Genomic DNA, 21,712 nt, shown 5'->3' with positions numbered 1-21,712 from the left:
TAAAAGTTAACAAATTTTGCACTAAAAGCTGTAAGCTTATTAAAACAACATTAATTTTGGTGTTCGTTGTCTCTTAAAGACTCGATTTGCATGTAGCTCAGTTGTGAAATTTCAACTTTGCAACTTCACAGCTACGATCACCTATTTCGCTGAGCCAAACCAGTATTTTAGATCGAACCATGCATTTTATATGCAAGAAACTCAACAGTTTCATTGCATGGATTTGCCTTGATATAAACCATTGAATGTGCTTGAGGAAGGTTGTATGACGGAGTTTTCTCGCCGGAAATTTATCATAACTGCTGGTGCTTCTGCGGTTGGTTCGGTGTTTCTGAAAGGTTGTTTGGGGAATCCACCAGATTCCGTGACTGGTACTCAAACGCAACAAGTTGCAGCAGTGAATGTTAGTCCCGAACAAGCACCAGAAACAACAAGAGTCAAGTTAGGATATATCCCTATTGTTGAAGCAGCACCCATAATTATTGCTAAAGAAAAAGGCTTTTTTGCGAAGTACGGCATGACCGATGTAGATGTTTCCAAACAAGCCTCTTGGGGTTCGATGCGAGACAATACAGAAATTGGTGCGGCTGGTGGTGGTGTTGATGGCGGTCAATATCAAATGCCGATGCCACATCTCATTACAGAAGGGCGGATCACCAAAGGCAACAAGCCGATTCCAATGTATGTGTTAGCGCAATTAAACACGCAAGGAAATGGCATTGCGATCGCTGAGAAACACCGAGGCAAAGGAATAGAACTAGAACTAGCCAAAGGTGGCAAAAACTTATTCGGTCAACTCAAATCAGCTAACACTCCCTTCACTGCTGCCTATACATTTGCTCAAGTCAACCAAGATTTTTGGATTCGCTACTGGCTAGCTGCTGGCGGTGTTAATCCCGATGCTGATGTCAAATTAATTCCCGTACCAGCCGCCCAAACTGTTGCCAACATGAAAACAGGCACGATGGATGCTTTCAGTACGGGCGACCCCTGGCCCTACCGCATTGTCAAAGATAAAATCGGTTTCTTGGCAATGCTAACCGCAGACATGTGGGAGTTTCACCCAGAAGAATACTTAGCATTACGGGCAGAGTGGGTTGATAAACATCCCAAAGCAACCAAGGCGCTACTCAAAGGCATCATGGAAGCGCAACAGTGGTTAGATAACTTCGACAACCGTGAAGAAGCCGCCAAAATCCTCGGCGGACGGAACTACTTCAACTTGCCAGCCGAAATTCTTGCCGGACCATTTGCAGGTAAATATGACATGGGCGAAGGTCGGACAGTTGACGATCGCAACAAAGCCGTACTTTACTGGAAAGATCCTAGAGGTAGCGTTTCCTATCCCTACAAGAGTCACGACCTTTGGTTCTTAACAGAAAGCGTCCGCTGGGGCTTTTTACCACCAGACAGCCTGACAAAAGCCAAAGCATTAATTGATAAAGTCAACCGCGAAGACTTGTGGAAAGAAGCAGCCAAAGAATTAGGCGTTGCAGCTGCCGATATTCCCACCAGCACCTCCCGTGGCGTAGAAACATTTTTCGATGGAGTCAAATTCGACCCCGAAAATCCCACTGCCTACTTAAAGAGTTTGAAGATCAAAAAAGCCTAACGTCTAAAATTCGGAATTCGGAATACCCCTTCGGGGAAGCAAGCTACGGAATTCGGAATTAGCAATTACTATCAACTATCCATGTAAATCTGAGGAACAGACGATCGATGACTACATATTCTCCTAGAAGACGGGCTAGCGCAGATAATAGCTTTTTAGCAGGCTTGCAAAAAAGACTGCCTGACTTTTTACCACCATTTATCGCGATCGCGATCTTTTTAGCAATTTGGCAACTCTTTTCTCTCACACCAGGAGCCACATTACCTGGACCTATAAAAGTTATTCAAGACACTTGGATATTAATTTTCTGGCCCTTCTACGACCGAGGTGGCACGGATAAAGGCTTATTTTGGCAGATCTGGGCAAGCTTGCAACGGGTAGCAATTAGTTACACATTAGCGGCAATTGTAGGAATCGGCTTAGGAATCTTAATTGGTACGTCGAAAGTGATGTCCAAAGCACTAGATCCACTCTTCCAATTACTCAGAACAGTACCACCTCTAGCTTGGGTTCCCATCTCTCTAGCTGCCCTCAGACAAAACGAACCCGCTGCCTTATTCGTTATCTTCATCACGGCAATTTGGCCCATTTTGATCAACACGGCAGTAGGAGTCAAAGAAATTCCCAGCGATTACAACAACGTCGCCAAAGTACTGCAATTAACTAAAAAAGAATACTTTTTCAACATTCTCATCCCTGCGGCACTACCCTACATTTTCACAGGGCTACGAATTGCGATCGGTCTAGCTTGGCTGGCAATTATCGCTGCTGAAATCGTCATGTCCGGTATCGTCGGCATTGGTTTCTTCATCTGGGAAGCTTATCAAAACAACAACGTCAGCGAAGTTATCCTTGCCCTAATTTACATTGGTGTAGTTGGTCTGTTACTCGACAAACTCATGGCTTGGATACAAACGCTGATCTTGCCAGCAGAACAAAAATAAGACAAGGGAGACAAGGAGGACAAGGGAGACAAGGGAGAAGTCAAAAGGCAAAAGTCAAAAATCAAAATCTCCCCGCACTCCGTCCTTACCAACTACCAATTACCAACTACCAATTACCAAATAGCCATGTCTGTATTCGTTGCTGTTGACCAAATAGATAAAGTTTTCAATCTCGTCGGTGGGGGACAATACATTGCTCTCAAAGGCATTGACCTTCAGATTAAAAAGGGTGAGTTTGTATCGCTGATCGGTCACTCTGGCTGCGGTAAATCGACGCTACTCAACATGATTGCAGGATTAGACCTGCCCACAGAGGGAATTGTCACTCTGGAAGGACAAAGAATTACCAAGCCAGGACCAGACCGAATGGTGGTGTTTCAGAACTACTCGCTTCTACCTTGGCGGACGGTACGGGAAAACATCGCCCTGGCTGTAGATGCTGTAATGAAGGGCGCACCTGCGGGAGAACGCCGCGCCATTGTCGAAAAGCACATCGATATGGTAGGTTTGCGTCCCCATGCCGATAAGCCACCAGGAATGCTATCGGGGGGACAAAAACAACGGGTGGCGATCGCCCGTGCTTTAGCGCTGCGTCCGAAGTTGTTGTTACTGGACGAACCCTTTGGGGCGTTAGATGCACTGACGCGGGGTAATTTGCAAGAACAGCTGATGCAAATCTGCGAAGAGAACCAAGTCACAGCCGTGATGGTGACGCACGACGTAGATGAAGCTGTATTGCTGAGCGATCGCATCGTCATGTTAACCAACGGACCCGAATCGAAAATTGGTGGCATTTTAGAAGTAGATATCCCCAGACCTCGTAAGCGGATGCAGGTTGTAGAACATCCCAGCTATTACAGTCTGCGCAGCGAAATGATCTACTTTTTAAATCAGCAAAAACGAGTTAAGCAAATTCGGGCGCGGAAAAAGACCGCTGTTGCTCGTCACGGGTTGGAAAAAGTCAATTTGGAAATCGGCTTCGTTCCCTTAACCGCTTGCGCACCACTGGCGATCGCTCAAGAAAAAGGTTTCTTTGCCAAGCATGGCTTAGATGAAGTCACCTTAGTACGGGAAACTAGCTGGCGCGGGATTGTCGATGGAATTGCAGGCGGCTACATCGATGCTGCCCAAATGCCTTCAGGGATGCCAATGTGGTTGACTTTGGGTGGTCATGAGAATAAACCGATACCCACGGTTACTTCTTTGACCATGACTCGTAACGGCAACGCCATCACCTTATCAAAACGCTTTTACGACCAAGGAGTTTACAACCTCACCGACTTCAAACAGCACTTGCTGCGTACCCGCGACCAGCGGCATACGATGGGGGTCGTACATCCTTCCTCAATGCACAGCGTCCTCTTGCGCTACTGGCTAGCCGCAGGTGGTATCGACCCCGATTTAGATGTTGACGTTCACACCATTCCCCCAGCCCAAATGGTTGCCGACCTCAAAGCGGGTAGTATTGATGGATTCTGCGTTGGCGAACCTTGGAACTACCGCGCTGCTGAAGAAGGAATTGGCTTTACCGCTGCTACCGATTTAGAAATTTGGCTGGGACACCCAGGAAAAGTTCTGGGCGTGCGGGAAGATTGGGCAGCAGCGTATCCTAACACGCATATCGCTCTAGTCAAAGCACTTTTAGAAGCTTGCTACTATTGCTCTTTGCCAGAAAATGCTGAAGAAATTCGTCACATTTTGGCACGGCGGGAATATGTTAGTACCAGCGTCGATTATATTCAGTTGCTAGACCCCGATAGCAGCAGTTGCGATCTGAGTAGTCCAATGCGGGAGTATGCTCACCACCAATTCTTTTCTGAAGCTGCAATCAATCGCCCCAGTCGCACGGAGCAAACTTGGATCGTGACTCAACTAGCACGTTGGGGTCACACTCCCTTCCCCAGAAATTGGGTAGAAATTATCGAACGGATCTGCCGTGTCGGAGTCTTCAGTACAGCTGCTAGAGAACTCGGCTTAGATGTCAGCTACACCCGCCAGCCGCTCAAACTCTTCGACGGGACTGTATTTAATGCCGACGACCCACTCGGCTATCTCAACAGTCTAGCAATCAAACGTGACTTCTCTGTAGCCGAAGTGATTCTCGACGCACCAATCCGCAGAGCAGCCTAGCTGAATTGTTAATGGGTAATGGGTAAAGTCGTAAGTCGTAAGTTGTAAGTCGTAAGTAGAGAAGAACTTGCCTCTCAGCAACTACCAACTACCAACTACCAATTACCAACTACCAACTACCAATTACCATAATGAACAACGCTTTTGCTTATACAGACATCGCCAGAAATCGTTTAGGCAAGCCACTCTCTACAGTGCAGTCTAATCGTCAGGCTTTCGTACAGATTAAGGACGTTTGTAAAGTCTATCCCACCAAAAACGGTCCCTTCACTGTCCTTGATGGGGTGAATCTCAGTGTCTATGAAGGGGAGTTTATTTGCGTGATCGGTCACTCCGGTTGCGGTAAGAGTACGCTGTTAAATATGGTTTCGGGTTTTGCTCATCCCACTTCAGGAGATGTTTTAGTTGATGGTAGTCCCGTGACTAAACCAGGACCAGATCGGATGGTGGTATTTCAAAACTATGCCTTGCTCCCTTGGCGGACTGCGTTTGAAAATGTCTATTTGGCAGTGAATGCCGTACATCCCAACAAGCCAGAAGCAGAAAAGCGGGCGATCGTGCGGGAACATTTGGCAATGGTTAGACTCGCGGAAGCCGCAGATAAGAAGCCACCGCAACTATCTGGGGGAATGAAACAGCGGGTTTCGATCGCCCGTGCTTTGGCAATTCGTCCCAAGGTGATGATTTTAGACGAACCTTTCGGGGCGTTGGATGCAATTACCAAAGAGGAGTTGCAGGAAGAGTTACTGAAAATCTGGAACGACCATAAATGCACCGTGTTAATGATCACCCACGATATTGACGAGGCACTATTCTTAGCAGATCGCCTGGTGATGATGACCAACGGTCCTCACGCTAAAATTGGCGAGGTGTTAGATATTCCTTTCGCCCGTCCCCGCGATCGCGCTCGCATCATGGAAGATCCACAATACTATCAACTGCGCAACTACGCTTTAGACTTCCTCTACAACCGTTTCGCCCACGACGATGTCGGTTAGTTATTAGTAGGGTGGGCGATGCCCACCCTACTGAGAAAGAAGTAATAATCGGCACAATAATTAGATTCAATAGATGTAATAATAGGTTCTAATTATATGGGCAAATCCCCTCCATAGAAGCTAGTAGAGCCGCTTGCGTATAGGATCTTATCTATCGCAACCATATAAGATTTATTCAATATTTATTTCATTAAATTAACTAAACTCGCTCTAAAAGTTGTAATCTATTTTTAATGTAACTTTTCAAGCAGCTCCAAAAGCTTCAAAGCACATAGTTTTTGAAGTCAATGACTGCCTGAAACCGGGATAAATATCTTGCAATTAACTTGTTGTTAATTGTTGCTTATGCCTGGAATTGCATTTAGGTTCGATCTTAGCCGATTCAGATTCAAGTTACTTGCAACTACTTTAACCTCTCAAAACAAGATACGGCGACAATCGCCATGTGGTTGAGAAACCTATATTTTGCTTTGTTGGTTGGTTGCAAAGTAGCAACTTATTACCAGCCAATTTCTTATCGAGATTTTTCAAAAAATGCCACTTTGAGATATTGAATTTCGTAATCCGACATCTAACCTTAGATGTATTCTAACTCGACATGTTGCGATCGGAAAATCTACCAAGCATCAAATTTTTTCGTAGTCATAAATAGTTTTGGCTCTATGTAGCAAGGTTGCTTAGTTTGCTGTTGTCTTTCGTCTCTTTCTCATGCAAATAACAAACAAAATTCACTTCAGAAATTTACGAGGCGATTTATTTGGTGGTTTAACCACCGCGATCGTTTCCTTGCCCCTAGCATTGGCATTCGGTGTTGCCTCTGGTGCTGGAGCCGTGGCTGGGCTTTACGGTGCAGTCTGCGTTGGTTTTTTTGCGGCGTTGTTTGGTGGCACGCCAACTCTAATTTCCGAGCCAACCGGACCGATGACCGTGGTGATGACGGCGATCGTTGCTGGTTTAACGGCAAGCAACCCTGAGAATGGCTTGGCAATGGCGTTTACCGTCGTGATGCTGGCGGGGATTTTTCAAATTATCTTTGGGGCATTTAAGCTAGGGAAATACGTGACGCTGATGCCCTACAGCGTGATCTCTGGCTTCATGTCTGGGATTGGAGTCATACTGATTATTTTGCAAATTGCGCCGTTTGTCGGGCAAGCAGCACCTAAAGGTGGGGTTTTGGGTACGGTGCAGAGCATACCTCAACTGCTAGCAAACACCGATCCAATCGAAGCTGGGTTAGGGGCGCTAACACTGGCAATTATTTTCTTAATGCCATCTAAATTCAAGCGTTTCGTCCCGCCTCAACTTGTAGCACTGGTAGTTGGCACAGTAGTTTCTCTGGTTCTCTTTCCAGGTGCAGATATTCGGCGGATTGGCGAGATTCCGATGGGATTGCCACAGTTACAGATGCCCATCTTTACTCCTGGTCAAATCACAACCATGTTTCTCGATGGTGTTGTTCTAGGGATGTTGGGCTGTATTGATACTTTGCTGACTGCCGTAATTGCCGACAGTATTACACGTACTCAACACAACTCTGATCAAGAATTAATCGGTCAAGGGATTGGTAACTTAGTTTCTGGACTGTTTGGCGGCTTACCTGGCGCAGGTGCGACAATGGGTACGGTGGTGAACATTCAAACGGGTGCAACCACAGCTATATCTGGAATAACTCGCGCTTTAATTCTACTAGTCGTCGTTTTAGGGGCTGCAAGTTTGACTCAGGTGATTCCAATGGCTGTATTAGCTGGAATTGCCCTGAAAGTTGGGATTGACATTTTAGATTGGAGTTTCTTAAAACGCGCCCACAAGGTTTCCCTGAAGGGAACGCTAATTATGTATGGGGTGCTGTTACTGACGGTATTTGTCGATCTGATTGTGGCGGTTGGAGTGGGAGTGTTTATTGCTAACATCTTGACCATCGAGCGTTTATCTAATCTGCAAGCGCAAGATGTCAAAACCATTAGCGATGCCGATGATGAGATCGTATTAAATCAGGAAGAAAAACAGTTACTCGATCGCGCTAACAATCGCGTGCTGTTATTCTACCTCAGCGGACCGATGATTTTCGGCGTATCCAAAGCGATCGCCCGCGAACATACAGCAATGGCAGACCACGATGTTTTGGTTCTAGATTTGAGCGATGTACCGATGCTAGGTGTGACTGCTTCTTTAGCAATTGAAAATGCAATAAAAGATGCAGTCGAACAGGGTCGTCACGTTTTTATCGTTGGTGCCACTGGTTCCGTGCAGCGGCGGTTAGAAAAGTTAGGCATCTTCGATCTTTTACCCCCACAAAATTTAATGACAGATCGGCTGGCTGCATTGCGACAAGCAGTTGCATTGGTAAATAGTAATGATAGGGTTACTGCCGATGTTGGAAGTGCTTCGAGCCAAGGTTTGAGCGATTTCACCGATCCAGCACTGCAACAATAAGTGGTAATTCGTAAGTCGTAAGTCGTAAGTCGTAAGTTTGAATTAAGTTGCCTCTTACGTCTTGCCTTTTACCTTTTCTCAGGCGATCGCTATACTGATGCACCATAACAGTGAGATATTAGTTAGTATCGGTAGACAGCAATGCGAGTTTAAGAGCATGATAAGTCCTTGGAAAAAACTAGCGATTTCAACTAAAGAGTTATTGGCAGATGAAGGTTTCCTCAAAAGCATTCACCTAGTTGAGAACCTAGTTTCAAAAATTTTGTCACTCGCTCTAGTGAGTGTTATATTAGTTTCTTTAGTTGACTTAATCATTTTTTTGTATCAAGATTTATTTAGGGAGCCGATTGGTTTTTTCAATAAGACTCTCATCGAAATTTTCGGGATGTTCCTGAATATTCTCATTGCTCTAGAATTATTAGAAAATATTACTGCTTACCTCAGAAAACACGTCGTTCAAGTTGAACTAGTAATTGTAACCGCCTTGATTGCTGTAGCCCGCAAGCTGATTATTTTTGATTTTAGTAAAGCTACAGGTATAGATTTAATCGGTCTAGCAACGGCTAGTTTTGCCCTCTCAATTAGTTATTGGCTCATTCGTCAAATGAACAGAAAGCATAGAGAAGATCGCAGGTAATATATAGAAAATAAGTATAAGTCTTGCTCGACTTAGCGCTGATTGAATTTGAGCGCGATCGCCCCAACTCAAATAATTTACAAAATGCTTGAGTTAATATTAATATTTAATTATAGCAAGAATTAAAAACTTGTTTTAAAGTTGAGCGAATGAGTTTCGTGACCAAAACAGGGAGTAGGGAGCAGGGGCAATGCCCACTTTACTGGAAAAACTAGCAAATGATTATCATCGCTCGTAAATTCTTGCGCCATGAAGTGTGAAGTGTGTTATGACGATTCCCTGCGGGATAGCTTTGCTGAATCCAAATCGCTGTAGTAGCAGCAATTAGTTGTTGAAAGTCAAAAGTCAAAAGTTAAAAGTCAAAAATCTAGTGCTATGACAGTTCTAATGTTAGTTGGGAAAATGTCATTTATCGGATCGTGCCGCGCTCACTGTACTTTGACAAATGACGAATGACAAATGACAACATTTTGCTGAAATCTGTATTGAATAAAAATCTACGACCGAAACTTACTTAACAGGCAATCCTCGTGTTAGAAGCGTGCGTATTAGCAACAATATTGTGCGGATTTTTCGGTATCATCTTCAAAAAGAATCTTGTGATGAAAATCGTCTCTATGGATGTCATGAGTACGGGGGTAATTGCCTATTACGTGCTGATTGCATCGCGAGATGGTTTGTTCGCACCGATTGTTTCAGATGTCCAAAATGTCGCTTACTCCGATCCGGTTCCCCAGGCAGTCATATTGACAGCGATCGTGATTGGATTTTCAATTCAGGCTTTAATGCTAGTTGGTGTGATGAAATTGGCAAGAGATAATCCGACATTAGAAAGCAACGAGATCGAGAAAAATAATACGCCATGAGTACCACTACGATCGCCTGGATTGCACTACCGTTTTTTGTCGGATTTGTCGCTTATCTGTTCCCCAAACTCGATCGGTATCTCGCATTATGCGTGGCACTGGTTTCGGGGACATATGCGTTGCTGCTATTTGTTACATCTCCACTATCACTACAGTTACTAGATAGTTTCGGTGTCACATTATTAGTAGACCGATTGAGCGGCTACTTTATATTGACTAATGCCTTGGTAACGGCAGCGGTGATTCTTTACTGCTGGCGCAGTGGTAAGACAGCTTTTTTTTACGCACAGATTATCATCCTACATGGCAGCCTCAATGCTGCGTTTGTCTGTGCGGATTTTATTAGTCTATACGTGGCGCTAGAGGTAATTGGTATTGCGGCATTTCTCTTAATTGCTTATCCTCGAAGCGATCGCTCGATTTGGGTTGGCTTGCGCTATCTGTTTGTCAGCAACACGGCAATGCTGTTCTATCTAGTTGGCGCAGTACTGGTCTATCAGGTGCATCATTCATTTGCTTTTGCCGGTTTGCGTGGCGCACCAATCGAAGCACTTGCCCTCATCTTCTTGGGACTCTTGACAAAAGGAGGAGTCTTCGTGTCGGGCTTGTGGTTGCCGTTAACCCACTCCGAATCGGCAACGCCAGTATCAGCAATGCTGTCGGGAATTGTGGTAAAAGCTGGCATTTTTCCGATAGTGCGGTGCGCCCTGATGTTCGACGAGGTGGATGCGATCGTCCGCATTTTTGGAGTTGGGGCAGCGCTGCTAGGAGTATTCTATGCAATCTGGGAACAAGACAACAAGCGCACGTTGGCGTTGAGTACGATATCGCAGCTAGGCTGGATTCTTGCTGCACCTGAAGTAGGCGGCTTTTATGCGCTGGCGCACGGGCTGGTTAAATCGGCGCTATTTCTGAGCGTGGGTGCTTTACCGAGCCGAAACATCAAGGAACTGCAACACCAGCCAATCGGTACTGCAATCTGGATTGTCTTGGTCGTAGGTAGCCTCTCAATTTCCGGCTTTCCCCTATTGGTTGGCTTTGGGGCGAAAATGTCAACCCTGAACAACGTGTTGCCCTGGCAAACAATCGCCATGAATGTTGCGGCTATAGGAACGGCAACAGCATATGCCAGATTTATCTTTCTACCCCATCAGCGACAAGAGAGACAACAGGAAGTTAATTATGGTTTCTGGGTAGCGGTAACGCTGTTAATCGGTGCATTGGTTGTGACAAACGTGCTGTATTACGAAGCGTATACCGTGGCGAATATGGTCAAAGCAATCGCGATCGTTGGCGTTGGCTGGTTGGCATATTTGACGATCTTTCGACGGACAGTACTCAGGTTACCGCGTATGCTCGAACAATTCGAGCATCTAATTGGCGTGATGAGTTTGATGTTAATCCTACTTTTCTGGATGGCGTGGGCATGATTGGATATCTGAATCTCATACTACGACTGGCTATCTGGTTTTTGCTCACTGCTAATTTTAGTGTGGCAAATATCATCATCGGCGTTGCTGTTGCCTTTTTATTGCCAGGAAGCCCCAAATCGCGAGCAGCTTTAAAAGACTGGCTGCGGGCGCTGGGTAAGATCCTCATAGCAATTCCACAGGCATATGTTGAGGCATTTGAAATCATTTTCCGTCCCCATACTCAAGAAGAAGTCACCTTAGAACGAGTGCCACCGCGACGGACACCAGGTCTGATATTTCTAGATATTTTCCTGATTACCTTTACGCCAAAAACCATTGTCTTGAAATACCGCGAAGACGGCTGGTACGAAGTCCATCGGGTGCGACGGAGGAAAACATGAATCTGGTATTGATTGCAATGATTCTGGCTCTGCTGATCCCGATTTACGTCGCATGTAAGGATGGCAACATTTGGCAAACTATGTTGGCATTTGCCAGTATTGCGACAAAAACATCAGTCACGATCTTAGTCGTATCCGTCTTGCGCGATGACTGGTCGATTGGTGTGGTAGGAGTCATTATTCTCAGCGTGGGGAATGCTTCACTGATGCTGCTGGCACAAGTGATTAAACGAATGAGCGATTTATTAAACGAGTAATATGGCAATCGACGTGTTGAGTTATACCTGCATGGGTATAGGAGTATTTTTCTGGTTTTGGGGAACCTTCCCCCTGCTAGGCAAGCGATCGCTATTATTTAAACTGCACGGTCTTTCAGTTGCAGATACACTCGGATCGATGAGTATCATCATCGGGCTACTGCTAAAAAGACCCAGAGAATCGCCGTTACTGATCCTCGCCATTATTTCCTTGGCGATTTGGAATACAGTGCTGGGGTACGTGTTGGCATACTGTTCCAGTAGCAGGGGTAGCAATGATGGATAGCTATATCTATGTCTTAGTGGCTCTGTTGCCGCTGTCCGCTGCGATGGTCGTCTTTCAGGTCAATCCATATCATGCCTTGGTGATTCGCGGCATTTTGGGAGCCGTGGCAGCAATGGTCTATGCAGTTTTGGGGGCGGCGGATGTGTCTTTGACCGAAGCATTAGTCGGTACAATGCTAGCGATTACTCTCTATGCCGTGGCGGTGCGATCGTCAATGGTGATGCGTCTAGGCGTACTTGCAGAAGGAGCGATCGCGACAGATAGCGAAGGCGATCGCCATTTTGGGCAACTGCTAGATGACTTACGGGCAATTTTGGGCAAACGTCACATGCGACTTGAGTTAGTGACCTACAAAGACCAACAGGATTTGCACCAAGCGCTGATGGAGAAAGAAGTACACGCAACTTGTACGCGACCCGAAGACATAGATTTCACAACGCCTGATGCGGAAAAACAACCCTACCATACCGTCACCAGAGTGCAGCGGATCTATGACATCATACAAGCCGAACTTTCATCACCTGCAACAAGCATTACCTATGTCAGCATTCCAGAGGAGAAACATTCATGAAATGGGTCTACATTGCCGCAGGAATAGCTTTGTTTGTCAAAATCCTCATCATGTCCAATCCCGCACCGGATTTCTCGCTGTCAATTGTCGAATCAGTTGTACGAGATAGCGGAGTACCCAATGCGGTTTCAGGGATTATTTTTAGAAATCGACTGTACGACACCATTTTTGAGGTGGTCGTATTTACGATCGCCATTATGGGCGCTCATTTTTTGTTAGCGAACGAACAGCCATCCGCTAAAGTCTATCGTTTTACAGATCAGCCATCAATTGTACTGGCGCGATTAGGGGCGACAATTGCAGCTTTAGTGGGGATTGAACTGGCGATTCGGGGACATCTCAGCCCAGGCGGCGGTTTTGCGGCTGGGGTAGCGGGAGGAACGGCGATCGGTCTGGTGGCAATTACTTCATCACCAGAGAAGATGCAAAGTATCTACAAGCGCTGGCACGCTGCTACATGGGAGAAAGTTTCGGTGCTGATTTTCGTCCTCTTAGCGGCAATAACTCTGTCTGGATTTGAACTACCGCACGGAGAGTTGGGCGCACTTGTCAGCGGCGGAGTAATTCCGCTACTTAATATCCTGGTAGCCGTCAAAGTCGCCTTGGGTTCTTGGGCAGTTATATTAGTTTTTATTCGTTATCGCGGACTGTTGTAAATGGCTATTAGGGTGCGTTAATAACGCACCCTACTCGATCTAATTCAATCTACAATTTTGAAATAGCTTGCCTTCAGATTCAGAGAATTTGGATCGACACCTTGAAGAATAGCAATCAGATCTGGTGATTGTCCTGGGCTATTTACATATATACCCGTTCCTTGAGGTAATCCTACTGGTGCAGCACCCAGACTATATCGAACTTCTATAGCGCGATCGTGCCTTAGATCGCCCTCCCATTTGTTGAGTTCGATCGCGTCTTCATTTTTATTAAAGTCTGTAATTAGACCGTAATTACGGTTGTCACCTCGATAGAGCGGTTGCATTTCGCCATAAGACCTTCCACCCAAGACAAAAGTATCTGCCCCTCTACATCCAGTCATGACATCGATTTCGTCTGTTCTGCTATGGTGAAAAGCGCCTTGAATTCTGTCATTGCCAGCACCCCCATTTATAGTATCGTTCCCAAACCAGCCGAACAATTCATCGTTCCCATTTTCGCCATATAAATAGTCATCATTAGAACTACCATTGATATAGTCATTTCCACTACCGCCAAATATAAAATTAGTGCCGCTGTCAACGTCATTCCGGGCAACTAAAATGTCATGACCATTACCACCAAATATGACATTGCTACCATTACCACCGTCGATCTTGTCGTTACCGTCTCCACCTTGTAACAGGTCATTACCATCGTCACCGTTCAATATATCGTTACCTGCTTGTCCAAAAATGGCATCATGTCCTGCTCCACCGAATATAGTATCGCTATCCGTTGTACCGAATATGACATCATTTTTATCTGTACCAACTAATGCCTTGTCTATACCAACAGCTACGCTCATATCTAATTCTCTACAAACTTAGATCGATCTCTCGATTTATCTTGTTAGTCAAGAGACTTTGCCAATTTATCTCAAGCAGACAATGGCATGACTCTCGAAAATTAGAATGGACGTAGTTTCATCTAAAACTTTCAAATGTTTATATATCTATAAAAAGTCAGAATTATGATAGGGTAAGCAATGCCCGCCCTACTCTTTATTTGCGTGAAAGATTGTGAATTAAATTGCTTTTAACTTGTCAGAGAGCAAAATAAATTTATCAAAAGATTTAATTTAGATAAAATTAGTATTAAGCCTTACCCGCGATCGCCTCTAAATGCGCGTTCAAGGGCATGGCAGCAACCCTCACCTGTAATCGATCGTGAAACAGCGAGCCTTACTGCTAGTCAATCGTCATGCCCGTCACGGACAGCAGCGGATTGCTGCTGCCATAGAACAGTTACAGCAGTTAGATTTAGATTTATTAGAAAAGCCAATAGAACATCCTCGGCAGTTAGCCGAACTGATCCGCTACTATCGCCATCAAGTAGACTTAGTAATTATTGGTGGTGGAGATGGGACGCTCAACGCGGCAGTAGATGCATTAGTCGAGACTAGATTACCTTTAGGAATATTACCTCTAGGGACTGCTAACGATCTAGCTCGAACTTTAGAAATTCCCAATTCTCTACCTGAAGCGTGTGAGATTATTGCGAGTCAAAAAGTCCGTTGGATTGACTTAGGTTGGGTGAATGGCAAGCATTTTTTTAACGTTGCTAGCCTCGGTTTGAGCGTCCAAATCGCTAAGAAACTGACGAAAGAGTCTAAACGTCGATGGGGAGTTTTAGCCTATGCAATGGCAGCAATTCAGGTTCTCTGGCAATCTCGACCCTTCAGAGCCGAAATTCGGATTAATAATCAAGATGCGATTCGAGTCAAAACCGTACAAATTGCCGTTGGTAACGGACGCTACTACGGTGGTGGCATGGCAATCACTCATGATGCGGCGATCGACGATCGCAGGCTAGACTTATACAGTCTGGAATTGCGTCACTGGTGGCAGATGATTCCTTTATTACCCGCAATGCGTCAAGGTAGGCATACAGCCTTACCTGGAGTCCGTACCTTGCACGGTCAAAAAATCCGTGTTGCGACTAGAAAACCCCGTCCCATTAATACCGATGGAGAAATCACCGCTTACACTCCCGCAGAATTTCGCGTCATTCCCCAAGCGGTAGCAGTTTTAGTACCAGATTAGTACTAAAGCGATCGAGTAAGGAAAATTAAGACAGCAAAGAGCAGCGAACAATGGCACAAGTATTGAGTGTTTTTATTTCTAATTTACGACTTACGACTTACGACTTACGATTTAGCTAACATGCATTTAAAATTTTCACACGATATTAAATCTTTACTAGAAAAACTATCTCAACAACCTTTAACTTTAAGCGATATTTTGGCAGGAACTTCAGAACGAGGTTTTAGTCTTGTTATTGCCTTACTTGTCTTACCATTTTTATTCCCTCATCCGCCTGGTTTTACTGGCATACCAGGAATAGCTTGCTTAATTTTATCCCTACAAATGGCATTGGGAAGGCGATCGCCTTGGTTACCGAAAAAAGTTGCTCAATTCAAATTTCCTCGCTGGTTTGCCCAGCAATTGTTACAAAACTTGAAAAGGTGTACCAGATTGCTAGAAAGAATCGTTCGTCCTCGCATGTTGAAAATAGCGGGAAATCCTTATATTTGGCAATTTAACGGGTTTTGTATTGCTTGGTTAGCTATTTTATTAATGTTACCAATTCCACTGACAAACTCTTTTCCAACTATTGGTATTTTAGTACTGGCAGTAGCAACACTAGAAGATGATGGATTATTGATGTGTGTTAGCTATATATATACTATTGTCATTACCTTAATATTTGCCTTTTTAATTTACGCTCTTTGGCGAGGTTCTAGTTTATTACCGAGTTTATTTCAATAGAAAAATGTAGAGACGTTACATGTAACGTCTCTACATTTTTAGGTCAAAGTTTTTATACCAAAATACAACCTGCCCTTGGAGGTAGATTCAAATTCATTTGCGATCCATCAGCAATAGACTCAATTTCTGCACTCCCAAATAACAACTTGCTGGGGTGCGATCGCAACTTATTTGTGTCGAAACTAACTTGTGCTGAGTCAGTACCAGTATTGACAGCTACGACAATTTCTTCTGAGCCTAAAGTTCGCGCAAAAACATAAACCAAGCCCTGTGCGTGTAACACTTGATAATCTCCCGTACGCAAGGCAGGATATGCATGGCGTAAGGCAATCAACTGACGGTGGTATTCGAGAATTTCCCGATCCCAAGTGGCTTCGAGAGGGAAACCCCGCCGAGAGTCTGGATCGATTTTGCCTGGTAAACCAACTTCGTCACCATAGTAGATGCTAGGAGCGCCAGGAAATGTTAATAGCAATAGGGTAGCAAGTTCAACACTAGGGCGATCGCCTCCTGCAATCGAAATTAGTCTCGCCGTGTCGTGGCTAGCGAGTAAATTCAACTGCGTTAACTGAATTTCCCAAGGATACAATTGCAGCAATTCTTGCATTTTTGTGGCATATTCAGCTGCAAACAGGGGTGGATAGGGATAGTAGGAACGGTCTTGTACTTGTGTCATATCCACGCGATCGCCAGCCGTAAAAGCGATTGTCGGTGCGGCAAACAAGTAATTCATCACGCCGTCAAATTGCGTGCCGTCCAGCCATTCTCGCGAATCTTCCCACACTTCACCGACAATATAAGCATCGGGATTGATGGCTTTGACGCGATCGCGAAACTCTTGCCAAAAACCAGGAGTTCTAATTTCAAACGGCACATCTAACCGCCAGCCGTCGATGCCGAATTTCAGCCAATATTCGGCAATCTCCATAATGTATTCTCGCACTTCTGGGTTATCGTGATTGAACACGGGTAAAGCGCGATTTCCAGCCCAGCCTTCGTAATTAGCAGGGCGATCGCCATCATAAGGACACAAGGGCCATTTTTCAATCTTGAACCAATCTACCCAAGGAGAGTAGGGACCATTTTCGAGAATGTCGTGAAAAAAGAAAAAGCCCCGACTGGCATGATTGAAGACTCCATCCAAAACAACCTTAATATCGCGGCTGTGACAAGCTTCTAGCAATTCTTGAAAAGCTTCATCTCCGCCTAACATCGGATCGACTCGATAGTAGTCGTGGGTGTGATAGCGGTGATTGCTAGCAGATTGAAAGATCGGGGTGAAGTAGATGGCGTTAATGCCTAACGTTTGCAAATAATCTAATTGCTCCATCACACCCCAGAGATCGCCACCCTTATAACCTTGAAGAGTGGGCATTTCTTCCCATTCTTCCCAAGTAGCGTTTTTTAACAGCCGTTTGCGGGGTTGTTGACTCTTAGCAAAGCGATCGGGAAAAATTTGATAGAAAACAGCGTGTTTTACCCAGTCTGGGGTGGTAATCTCCATAGTCACTTTCTAGCCCTTCATTGACAAGGTACAAATACTCTCCATTCTGTGGCTCTAACCAGGGGGTGAATGTCGCGATCGCTTTTTGACAGTTATCAGTGACTAGTGGCTAGTGGCTGGTGGCTAGTAGTCAATAGGGTTGGGGGAGCCAGTGCGGTCTTGGGGGTGGCGCTATCGCGGACTTCGTCGCCCCCTATGAGCAACTGGCGCTATCGGGGTGTGGGGTGTGTAGGAAGTGTGGGGTATAGAGAATTTTGAATGCGCGAATTGTTTTGCTCCCTCTGCTCCCTGCTCCCTGCTCCCTAAAGATGGGGAAAACTACGACTAGCGGTAGCACCACACCAAATTTTACGATAATTTTGGAGTTTGGGAAGTGCGATCGCTGCTGCTCAACTGCTCTATGCCTGCCAAAGCCGAGCTAACCGCGATCGCCCCAGACTCCCAGGAATTCTTCATGTGTAGTGCTGATAAATTTCTGCCTCTAGATTCTTAACAACTTTTACACCTAGTCCTCTACACTAATTTTGGGAACGAAAGGCAGTCGGGAGGAATTTGTGAAAAAAGTACTAGGAATTATTCTCGGTGGCGGTGCTGGAACTCGTCTTTATCCGCTGACTAAGCTACGAGCTAAGCCAGCCGTACCATTAGCAGGGAAGTACCGCTTAATCGATATTCCTGTCAGTAATTGTATTAACTCAGAGATTTACAAAATATACGTTTTAACACAATTCAACTCGGCTTCACTCAATCGCCATATTGCCCGTGCATACACCTTTTCTGGTTTTACTGAAGGCTTTGTAGAAGTCCTGGCAGCTCAACAAACGCAGTACAGCACTAACTGGTTCCAGGGTACGGCAGATGCAGTGCGTCAGTATCTTTGGTTGATGGAAGAGTGGAACGTGGACGAATATTTAATCTTGTCGGGAGATCACCTCTACCGCATGGACTATCGCCAATTTGTCGAGCGTCACCGCGAAACTGGTGCTGATGTGACTCTTTCTGTGATCCCGATCGAACAACGTCGCGCTTCTGACTTTGGCTTGATGAAAATTGACAGTGCGGGACGGGTAATCGACTTTAGCGAAAAACCCAAAGGTGATGCACTGCTGAACATGCAGGTCGATACTACAGTATTGGGGTTAAATCCAGAAGAGGCGAAGCAAAAACCATACATCGCTTCAATGGGGATTTACGTTTTTAAACGCGATGTCTTAATCAAGTTGCTGAAAGAAGCGCCAGAACAAACTGATTTCGGGAAGGAAATTCTGCCAGCTTGTGCGAAAGAGTACAACATTCAAGCCTACTTGTTTAACGATTACTGGGAAGACATCGGAACGATTGAGGCGTTCTACGATGCTAACTTATCGTTGACAAAGCAACCCTATCCAGCTTTTAGCTTCTACGAGGAAGAAGCACCAATTTACACTCGCGCTCGTTACTTGCCTCCTACTAAAATGATGGATTGTCAGGTAACAGAATCAATCGTTGGCGACGGTTGTATTTTGAAAAACTGTCGCGTACATCATTCAGTCTTAGGCGTGCGATCGATTATCCAAGCAGGCTCGATTGTAGAAGATGCGCTACTCATGGGGGCAGATTTCTACGATCCCCATATAGAGGAAAGACAAACAGTTTGTGCAGATGGTGAAATCGAGAACGTTCCTCTGGGAATTGGTGCTAACACCATTATCAGACGAGCAATTATTGACAAAAATGCCCGGATCGGTTGTGATGTCCGCATCATCAACAAAGATAGGGTTGAAGAAGCAGATCGAGAAAGCGAAGGCTTCTATATCCGCAGTGGCATCGTTGTCGTGCTGAAAAACGCCGTTATTTCGGATGGAACCGTTATTTAGTGGTGAGTGATGCGTGGTGAGTGATGAGTGGAAGAATTGAAAATAATTTTCTACTCGTATAATGTGCAGCTTCTTTGTTCCCCCCTTAAAAAAGGGGGGCTAGGGGGATCTTTTCATGAGTAAGGTAGTTCTGCGATCCTCCAACTTCCTTAAAAAGGGGGCATTAGATCAGTCGTACACGGGTTTACTCTTTACTCCCTACTCTCTAATTCTGCTCGTTGGTTTACCAGGGAGTGGAAAATCTACTTTAGTAGGACAACTGGTAGCAGCAGACTCAAAGCTACAACCCATATCAACTGACAAAATTCGAGAACGCCTATTTGGGAATGAGGTGATTCAGGGGGAATGGTTGCTAGTTTGGCGCGAGGTGCAACGGCAATTTCAAAGGGCTGCAATTCAAATTTCGCGCGGCGAAGTCAGTACGGCAATTTACGATGCAACTAATGCCCAACGCAGACATCGGCGAGAAGTCATCGTTTACGCTCGTGCTGCGGGGTTCAAGCAGATTGTAGGACTTTGGGTCGATACTCCTGTATGGTTATGTCTAGCGCGAAATCGACGGCGCGATCGCCAAGTCCCTGAAGAGGTCATATTACGGATGCATCGTCAGCTGCGCGATGCGCCACCGAGTTTATCTGAAGGGTTAGATTGTTTGCTGCGTTCCAGTCAATTATCTGTTTGCACTTCAGCCGCTTCACCAAGTTAAGGTAGTAGGAACGCACACCGCACGCTCCTATTAAGTCTAACTAGCTGTAAAAGGGTCGAAAGCTTCTTTCTCTTCTTAGCGGACGATTGTATGATTCCTCAATCCAAGTTCTCACTTCATTTTCTGAGTTAAAATCAAACGTTTCGCCTGTTATCGGGTCGTAAAGCTTCCACAACGAACGACCTATTTTATCTTCGGTTTGCCACACTCGCATTTCTGCATTGTGACTCCAAGCGGTAACGAGCGATCGCCACATCTTTTTCAACCACGATCTGCGAGTTGGTCGATTGTGTTGCGGTTCTGGTTTGTAGTTGTAAATTTGTTCTAGTTTTTGAATGTTTTGTTGATAATTCATCACGATCTCGCCTCCTGAAGGAATCAGGTCATTATTTCGCGTGCGTTCCTTCTGGATATTTCCTTACTTCCGTCTCTCTCAGCATCTGGTGAAGAGTGTTTTTAAGAGAGATGAACGATTTATTTTCTGTATTTATTGTAACTAAATTTTCTGAAAATCGGTTGAAATCTTAGTTCAATAGTCACGAAATTCTGACAAAATAGCGAACAAGCATGAAATTACTCCTCGCAGCTTCAGATTCTTCTACATGATTTCTGCTTTCATAGCGGCTTTCAATTGGGTAAAACACGCAATCGAGAATTGCTATCAAGAGTGACTTGTATCGATCTACACAGAACAAAAGACGATAATTGTATACAGTATTCAAAATTATGTAACTGACTTAAAAGTTAGCATTACTATTGCTAAGCTACTGCAAGTATTTGGCGCGATCGCACTAACTTTTGACTCCTAACTTTTGACTTTTGACTTGCTACTATGAACTATACCTTTGATTTTTCAGTGATTTGGAATAACATAGGTTTGTTTACGGCGGGAGCATTTGTCACCATTAGGTTATCGTTAATTGCGATCGCCTTTGGATTGATTCTTGGCATCGTAGGAGCGTTATTTAGAACCTCTGAAAATCGGTTTTTGAATTGGTTAGCGATCGCCTATGTTGAGGCTATCAGAAATACGCCATTTTTAATCCAACTTTTCTTTATATTCTTCGGATTGCCGAATTTAGGTATTAAGCTAACAGCAGAACAAGCAGCAATTTTATCATTAGCTGTCAACTTTGGGGCTTATTCTACAGAAATCGTCAGAGCAGGTGTAGAAAGCATTCATAAAGGGCAAGTTGAAGCAGGCTTGGCACTAGGATTCAAACCCTTATCGGTGTTTCGCTATATTGTTTTAACTCCGGCATTATCAAATATTTATCCAGCTTTAGTTGGTCAAATTATTCTTGCGGTTTTATTTACTAGTGTTGTCTCTCAAATTGCAGCTGAAGACTTGACATTTGCTGGGGACTATCTGAATTCCAGAACTTTCCGCAGTTTTGAGATTTACTTCACGATTTCTCTCATTTATCTAGCTATTGTTTGGTTAATTAAAGGATTAACTTACGCTATAGAGAAACGGTTTTTTGAATTTGCTAAATATAGACGCTAATCCATGACATATTTATCGTGTTTTGGCTAGTGTACAGGCGGGTTTATCAAACACTTAAGACTACGGCAAATATTTACGATAAAAACCCGCCCGTACAAATGCATCACTTTTGACTTTTAACTTTT

22 protein-coding genes and 1 riboswitch are annotated in these 21,712 nt (G+C 44.7%); of the genes, 19 read left to right on the top strand and 3 right to left on the bottom strand.

The features are described from left to right. Window positions 1-265: 265 nt before the first annotated feature. The 14 genes from DSM107010_RS06470 to DSM107010_RS06405 all read left to right on the top strand — a co-directional run bounded on the left by DSM107010_RS06470 (window position 266) and on the right by DSM107010_RS06405 (window position 13,203). Complete coding sequence (locus DSM107010_RS06470; protein WP_127022599.1) at window positions 266-1,612, top strand: CmpA/NrtA family ABC transporter substrate-binding protein; 1,347 nt, start codon at window positions 266-268, stop codon at window positions 1,610-1,612. A 107-nt stretch (window positions 1,613-1,719) separates the two neighbouring features. Beyond that, on the top strand, window positions 1,720-2,556 hold the full coding sequence (gene ntrB / locus DSM107010_RS06465) for a nitrate ABC transporter permease (RefSeq protein WP_015152990.1): 837 nt from the start codon (window positions 1,720-1,722) through the stop codon (window positions 2,554-2,556). Then, complete coding sequence (locus DSM107010_RS06460) at window positions 2,517-2,705, top strand: hypothetical protein (protein WP_127022596.1); 189 nt, start codon at window positions 2,517-2,519, stop codon at window positions 2,703-2,705. The genes ntrB and DSM107010_RS06460 overlap by 40 nt, the downstream gene beginning before the upstream one ends. Continuing rightward, a complete protein-coding gene (locus DSM107010_RS06455) occupies window positions 2,683-4,686 on the top strand; it encodes an ABC transporter ATP-binding/substrate-binding protein (RefSeq protein ID WP_015152991.1) in 2,004 nt (667 codons plus the stop codon). Before DSM107010_RS06460 ends, DSM107010_RS06455 begins: the two co-directional genes overlap by 23 nt. A 131-nt stretch (window positions 4,687-4,817) precedes the next feature. Then, a complete protein-coding gene (locus DSM107010_RS06450) occupies window positions 4,818-5,684 on the top strand; it encodes a nitrate ABC transporter ATP-binding protein (RefSeq protein WP_181246401.1) in 867 nt (288 codons plus the stop codon). Window positions 5,685-6,392: 708 nt separating this feature from the next. Continuing rightward, the gene (gene bicA, locus DSM107010_RS06445) at window positions 6,393-8,117 is read left to right on the top strand and encodes a bicarbonate transporter BicA (protein WP_106168259.1); all 1,725 of its coding nucleotides are present in this window, start codon (window positions 6,393-6,395) and stop codon (window positions 8,115-8,117) included. A gap of 157 nt (window positions 8,118-8,274) precedes the next feature. Next, window positions 8,275-8,754, top strand: coding sequence for a phosphate-starvation-inducible PsiE family protein (locus DSM107010_RS06440; RefSeq protein WP_106168260.1), 480 nt, complete (start codon window positions 8,275-8,277; stop codon window positions 8,752-8,754). Window positions 8,755-9,284: 530 nt separating this feature from the next. Beyond that, complete coding sequence (locus DSM107010_RS06435) at window positions 9,285-9,620, top strand: cation:proton antiporter subunit C (protein WP_106168261.1); 336 nt, start codon at window positions 9,285-9,287, stop codon at window positions 9,618-9,620. Then, a complete protein-coding gene (locus DSM107010_RS06430) occupies window positions 9,617-11,050 on the top strand; it encodes a cation:proton antiporter (RefSeq protein WP_106168262.1) in 1,434 nt (477 codons plus the stop codon). The genes DSM107010_RS06435 and DSM107010_RS06430 overlap by 4 nt, the downstream gene beginning before the upstream one ends. Continuing rightward, window positions 11,047-11,433 (top strand): Na+/H+ antiporter subunit E, encoded by a 387-nt coding sequence (locus DSM107010_RS06425; RefSeq protein ID WP_015152998.1) that lies wholly within the window; start codon window positions 11,047-11,049, stop codon window positions 11,431-11,433. Before DSM107010_RS06430 ends, DSM107010_RS06425 begins: the two co-directional genes overlap by 4 nt. Then, window positions 11,430-11,690 (top strand): hypothetical protein, encoded by a 261-nt coding sequence (locus DSM107010_RS06420; RefSeq protein WP_015152999.1) that lies wholly within the window; start codon window positions 11,430-11,432, stop codon window positions 11,688-11,690. Before DSM107010_RS06425 ends, DSM107010_RS06420 begins: the two co-directional genes overlap by 4 nt. Before the next feature lies 1 nt (window position 11,691). Continuing rightward, window positions 11,692-11,976, top strand: coding sequence for a monovalent cation/H(+) antiporter subunit G (locus tag DSM107010_RS06415; protein WP_015153000.1), 285 nt, complete (start codon window positions 11,692-11,694; stop codon window positions 11,974-11,976). Beyond that, window positions 11,966-12,547 (top strand): DUF4040 domain-containing protein, encoded by a 582-nt coding sequence (locus DSM107010_RS06410; RefSeq protein ID WP_106168263.1) that lies wholly within the window; start codon window positions 11,966-11,968, stop codon window positions 12,545-12,547. Before DSM107010_RS06415 ends, DSM107010_RS06410 begins: the two co-directional genes overlap by 11 nt. Further along, window positions 12,544-13,203 carry a Na(+)/H(+) antiporter subunit B gene (locus DSM107010_RS06405; RefSeq protein ID WP_015153002.1) on the top strand — a complete coding sequence of 220 codons (660 nt, stop codon included), beginning with the start codon at window positions 12,544-12,546 and terminating at the stop codon, window positions 13,201-13,203. Before DSM107010_RS06410 ends, DSM107010_RS06405 begins: the two co-directional genes overlap by 4 nt. A 44-nt stretch (window positions 13,204-13,247) precedes the next feature. Here the strand turns inward: DSM107010_RS06405 and DSM107010_RS06400 are convergent, their stop codons facing one another. After that, window positions 13,248-14,051, bottom strand: a complete 804-nt coding sequence (locus tag DSM107010_RS06400; protein ID WP_015153003.1) for a calcium-binding protein — start codon at window positions 14,049-14,051, stop codon at window positions 13,248-13,250. A 361-nt stretch (window positions 14,052-14,412) separates the two neighbouring features. Here DSM107010_RS06400 and DSM107010_RS06395 point away from each other — a divergent pair, with 361 nt between their 5' ends. Continuing rightward, on the top strand, window positions 14,413-15,288 hold the full coding sequence (locus tag DSM107010_RS06395) for a lipid kinase (RefSeq protein ID WP_015153004.1): 876 nt from the start codon (window positions 14,413-14,415) through the stop codon (window positions 15,286-15,288). A 120-nt stretch (window positions 15,289-15,408) separates the two neighbouring features. After that, window positions 15,409-16,014 (top strand): exopolysaccharide biosynthesis protein, encoded by a 606-nt coding sequence (locus DSM107010_RS06390; RefSeq protein ID WP_051033326.1) that lies wholly within the window; start codon window positions 15,409-15,411, stop codon window positions 16,012-16,014. A 52-nt stretch (window positions 16,015-16,066) separates the two neighbouring features. Here the strand turns inward: DSM107010_RS06390 and DSM107010_RS06385 are convergent, their stop codons facing one another. After that, a complete protein-coding gene (locus DSM107010_RS06385; RefSeq protein WP_106169783.1) occupies window positions 16,067-17,518 on the bottom strand; it encodes a glycoside hydrolase family 13 protein in 1,452 nt (483 codons plus the stop codon). 554 nt (window positions 17,519-18,072) lie between these two features. Here DSM107010_RS06385 and DSM107010_RS06380 point away from each other — a divergent pair. Beyond that, a complete protein-coding gene (locus DSM107010_RS06380) occupies window positions 18,073-19,374 on the top strand; it encodes a glucose-1-phosphate adenylyltransferase (protein WP_015153007.1) in 1,302 nt (433 codons plus the stop codon). A 115-nt stretch (window positions 19,375-19,489) separates the two neighbouring features. Next, on the top strand, window positions 19,490-20,080 hold the full coding sequence (locus tag DSM107010_RS06375; protein WP_106167404.1) for an AAA family ATPase: 591 nt from the start codon (window positions 19,490-19,492) through the stop codon (window positions 20,078-20,080). A gap of 40 nt (window positions 20,081-20,120) precedes the next feature. Here DSM107010_RS06375 and DSM107010_RS06370 read toward each other — a convergent pair whose 3' ends face one another. Then, on the bottom strand, window positions 20,121-20,435 hold the full coding sequence (locus DSM107010_RS06370) for a hypothetical protein (protein ID WP_015153009.1): 315 nt from the start codon (window positions 20,433-20,435) through the stop codon (window positions 20,121-20,123). Between the two features lie 39 nt (window positions 20,436-20,474). After that, window positions 20,475-20,554, bottom strand: a riboswitch (Glutamine riboswitch). A gap of 358 nt (window positions 20,555-20,912) precedes the next feature. Here DSM107010_RS06370 and DSM107010_RS06365 point away from each other — a divergent pair. Beyond that, window positions 20,913-21,587 (top strand): amino acid ABC transporter permease, encoded by a 675-nt coding sequence (locus DSM107010_RS06365; RefSeq protein WP_015153010.1) that lies wholly within the window; start codon window positions 20,913-20,915, stop codon window positions 21,585-21,587. The last annotated feature ends 125 nt before the right edge of the window (window positions 21,588-21,712 follow it).

Source organism: Chroococcidiopsis cubana SAG 39.79, from assembly GCF_003991895.1.
GTDB classification, from domain to species: domain Bacteria; phylum Cyanobacteriota; class Cyanobacteriia; order Cyanobacteriales; family Chroococcidiopsidaceae; genus Chroococcidiopsis; species Chroococcidiopsis thermalis.
Note: the sequence above shows the minus strand (reverse complement) of the source record. Positions and strands in the feature narration are given on the sequence as shown.

Excerpts from the sequence above, each read along its gene's own strand:
- DSM107010_RS06470 (WP_127022599.1), top strand. The coding sequence starts at position 266 with ATGACGGAGTTTTCTCGCCGGAAATTTATCATAACTGCTGGTGCTTCT.
- ntrB (WP_015152990.1), top strand. The coding sequence starts at position 1,720 with ATGACTACATATTCTCCTAGAAGACGGGCTAGCGCAGATAATAGCTTT.
- DSM107010_RS06455 (WP_015152991.1), top strand. The coding sequence starts at position 2,683 with ATGTCTGTATTCGTTGCTGTTGACCAAATAGATAAAGTTTTCAATCTC.
- DSM107010_RS06450 (WP_181246401.1), top strand. The coding sequence starts at position 4,818 with ATGAACAACGCTTTTGCTTATACAGACATCGCCAGAAATCGTTTAGGC.
- bicA (WP_106168259.1), top strand. The coding sequence starts at position 6,393 with ATGCAAATAACAAACAAAATTCACTTCAGAAATTTACGAGGCGATTTA.
- DSM107010_RS06440 (WP_106168260.1), top strand. The coding sequence starts at position 8,275 with ATGATAAGTCCTTGGAAAAAACTAGCGATTTCAACTAAAGAGTTATTG.
- DSM107010_RS06430 (WP_106168262.1), top strand. The coding sequence starts at position 9,617 with ATGAGTACCACTACGATCGCCTGGATTGCACTACCGTTTTTTGTCGGA.
- DSM107010_RS06425 (WP_015152998.1), top strand. The coding sequence starts at position 11,047 with ATGATTGGATATCTGAATCTCATACTACGACTGGCTATCTGGTTTTTG.
- DSM107010_RS06420 (WP_015152999.1), top strand. The coding sequence starts at position 11,430 with ATGAATCTGGTATTGATTGCAATGATTCTGGCTCTGCTGATCCCGATT.
- DSM107010_RS06415 (WP_015153000.1), top strand. The coding sequence starts at position 11,692 with ATGGCAATCGACGTGTTGAGTTATACCTGCATGGGTATAGGAGTATTT.
- DSM107010_RS06410 (WP_106168263.1), top strand. The coding sequence starts at position 11,966 with ATGATGGATAGCTATATCTATGTCTTAGTGGCTCTGTTGCCGCTGTCC.
- DSM107010_RS06405 (WP_015153002.1), top strand. The coding sequence starts at position 12,544 with ATGAAATGGGTCTACATTGCCGCAGGAATAGCTTTGTTTGTCAAAATC.
- DSM107010_RS06400 (WP_015153003.1), bottom strand. The coding sequence starts at position 14,051 with ATGAGCGTAGCTGTTGGTATAGACAAGGCATTAGTTGGTACAGATAAA.
- DSM107010_RS06390 (WP_051033326.1), top strand. The coding sequence starts at position 15,409 with ATGCATTTAAAATTTTCACACGATATTAAATCTTTACTAGAAAAACTA.
- DSM107010_RS06385 (WP_106169783.1), bottom strand. The coding sequence starts at position 17,518 with ATGGAGATTACCACCCCAGACTGGGTAAAACACGCTGTTTTCTATCAA.
- DSM107010_RS06375 (WP_106167404.1), top strand. The coding sequence starts at position 19,490 with ATGAGTAAGGTAGTTCTGCGATCCTCCAACTTCCTTAAAAAGGGGGCA.
- DSM107010_RS06370 (WP_015153009.1), bottom strand. The coding sequence starts at position 20,435 with ATGAATTATCAACAAAACATTCAAAAACTAGAACAAATTTACAACTAC.
- DSM107010_RS06365 (WP_015153010.1), top strand. The coding sequence starts at position 20,913 with ATGAACTATACCTTTGATTTTTCAGTGATTTGGAATAACATAGGTTTG.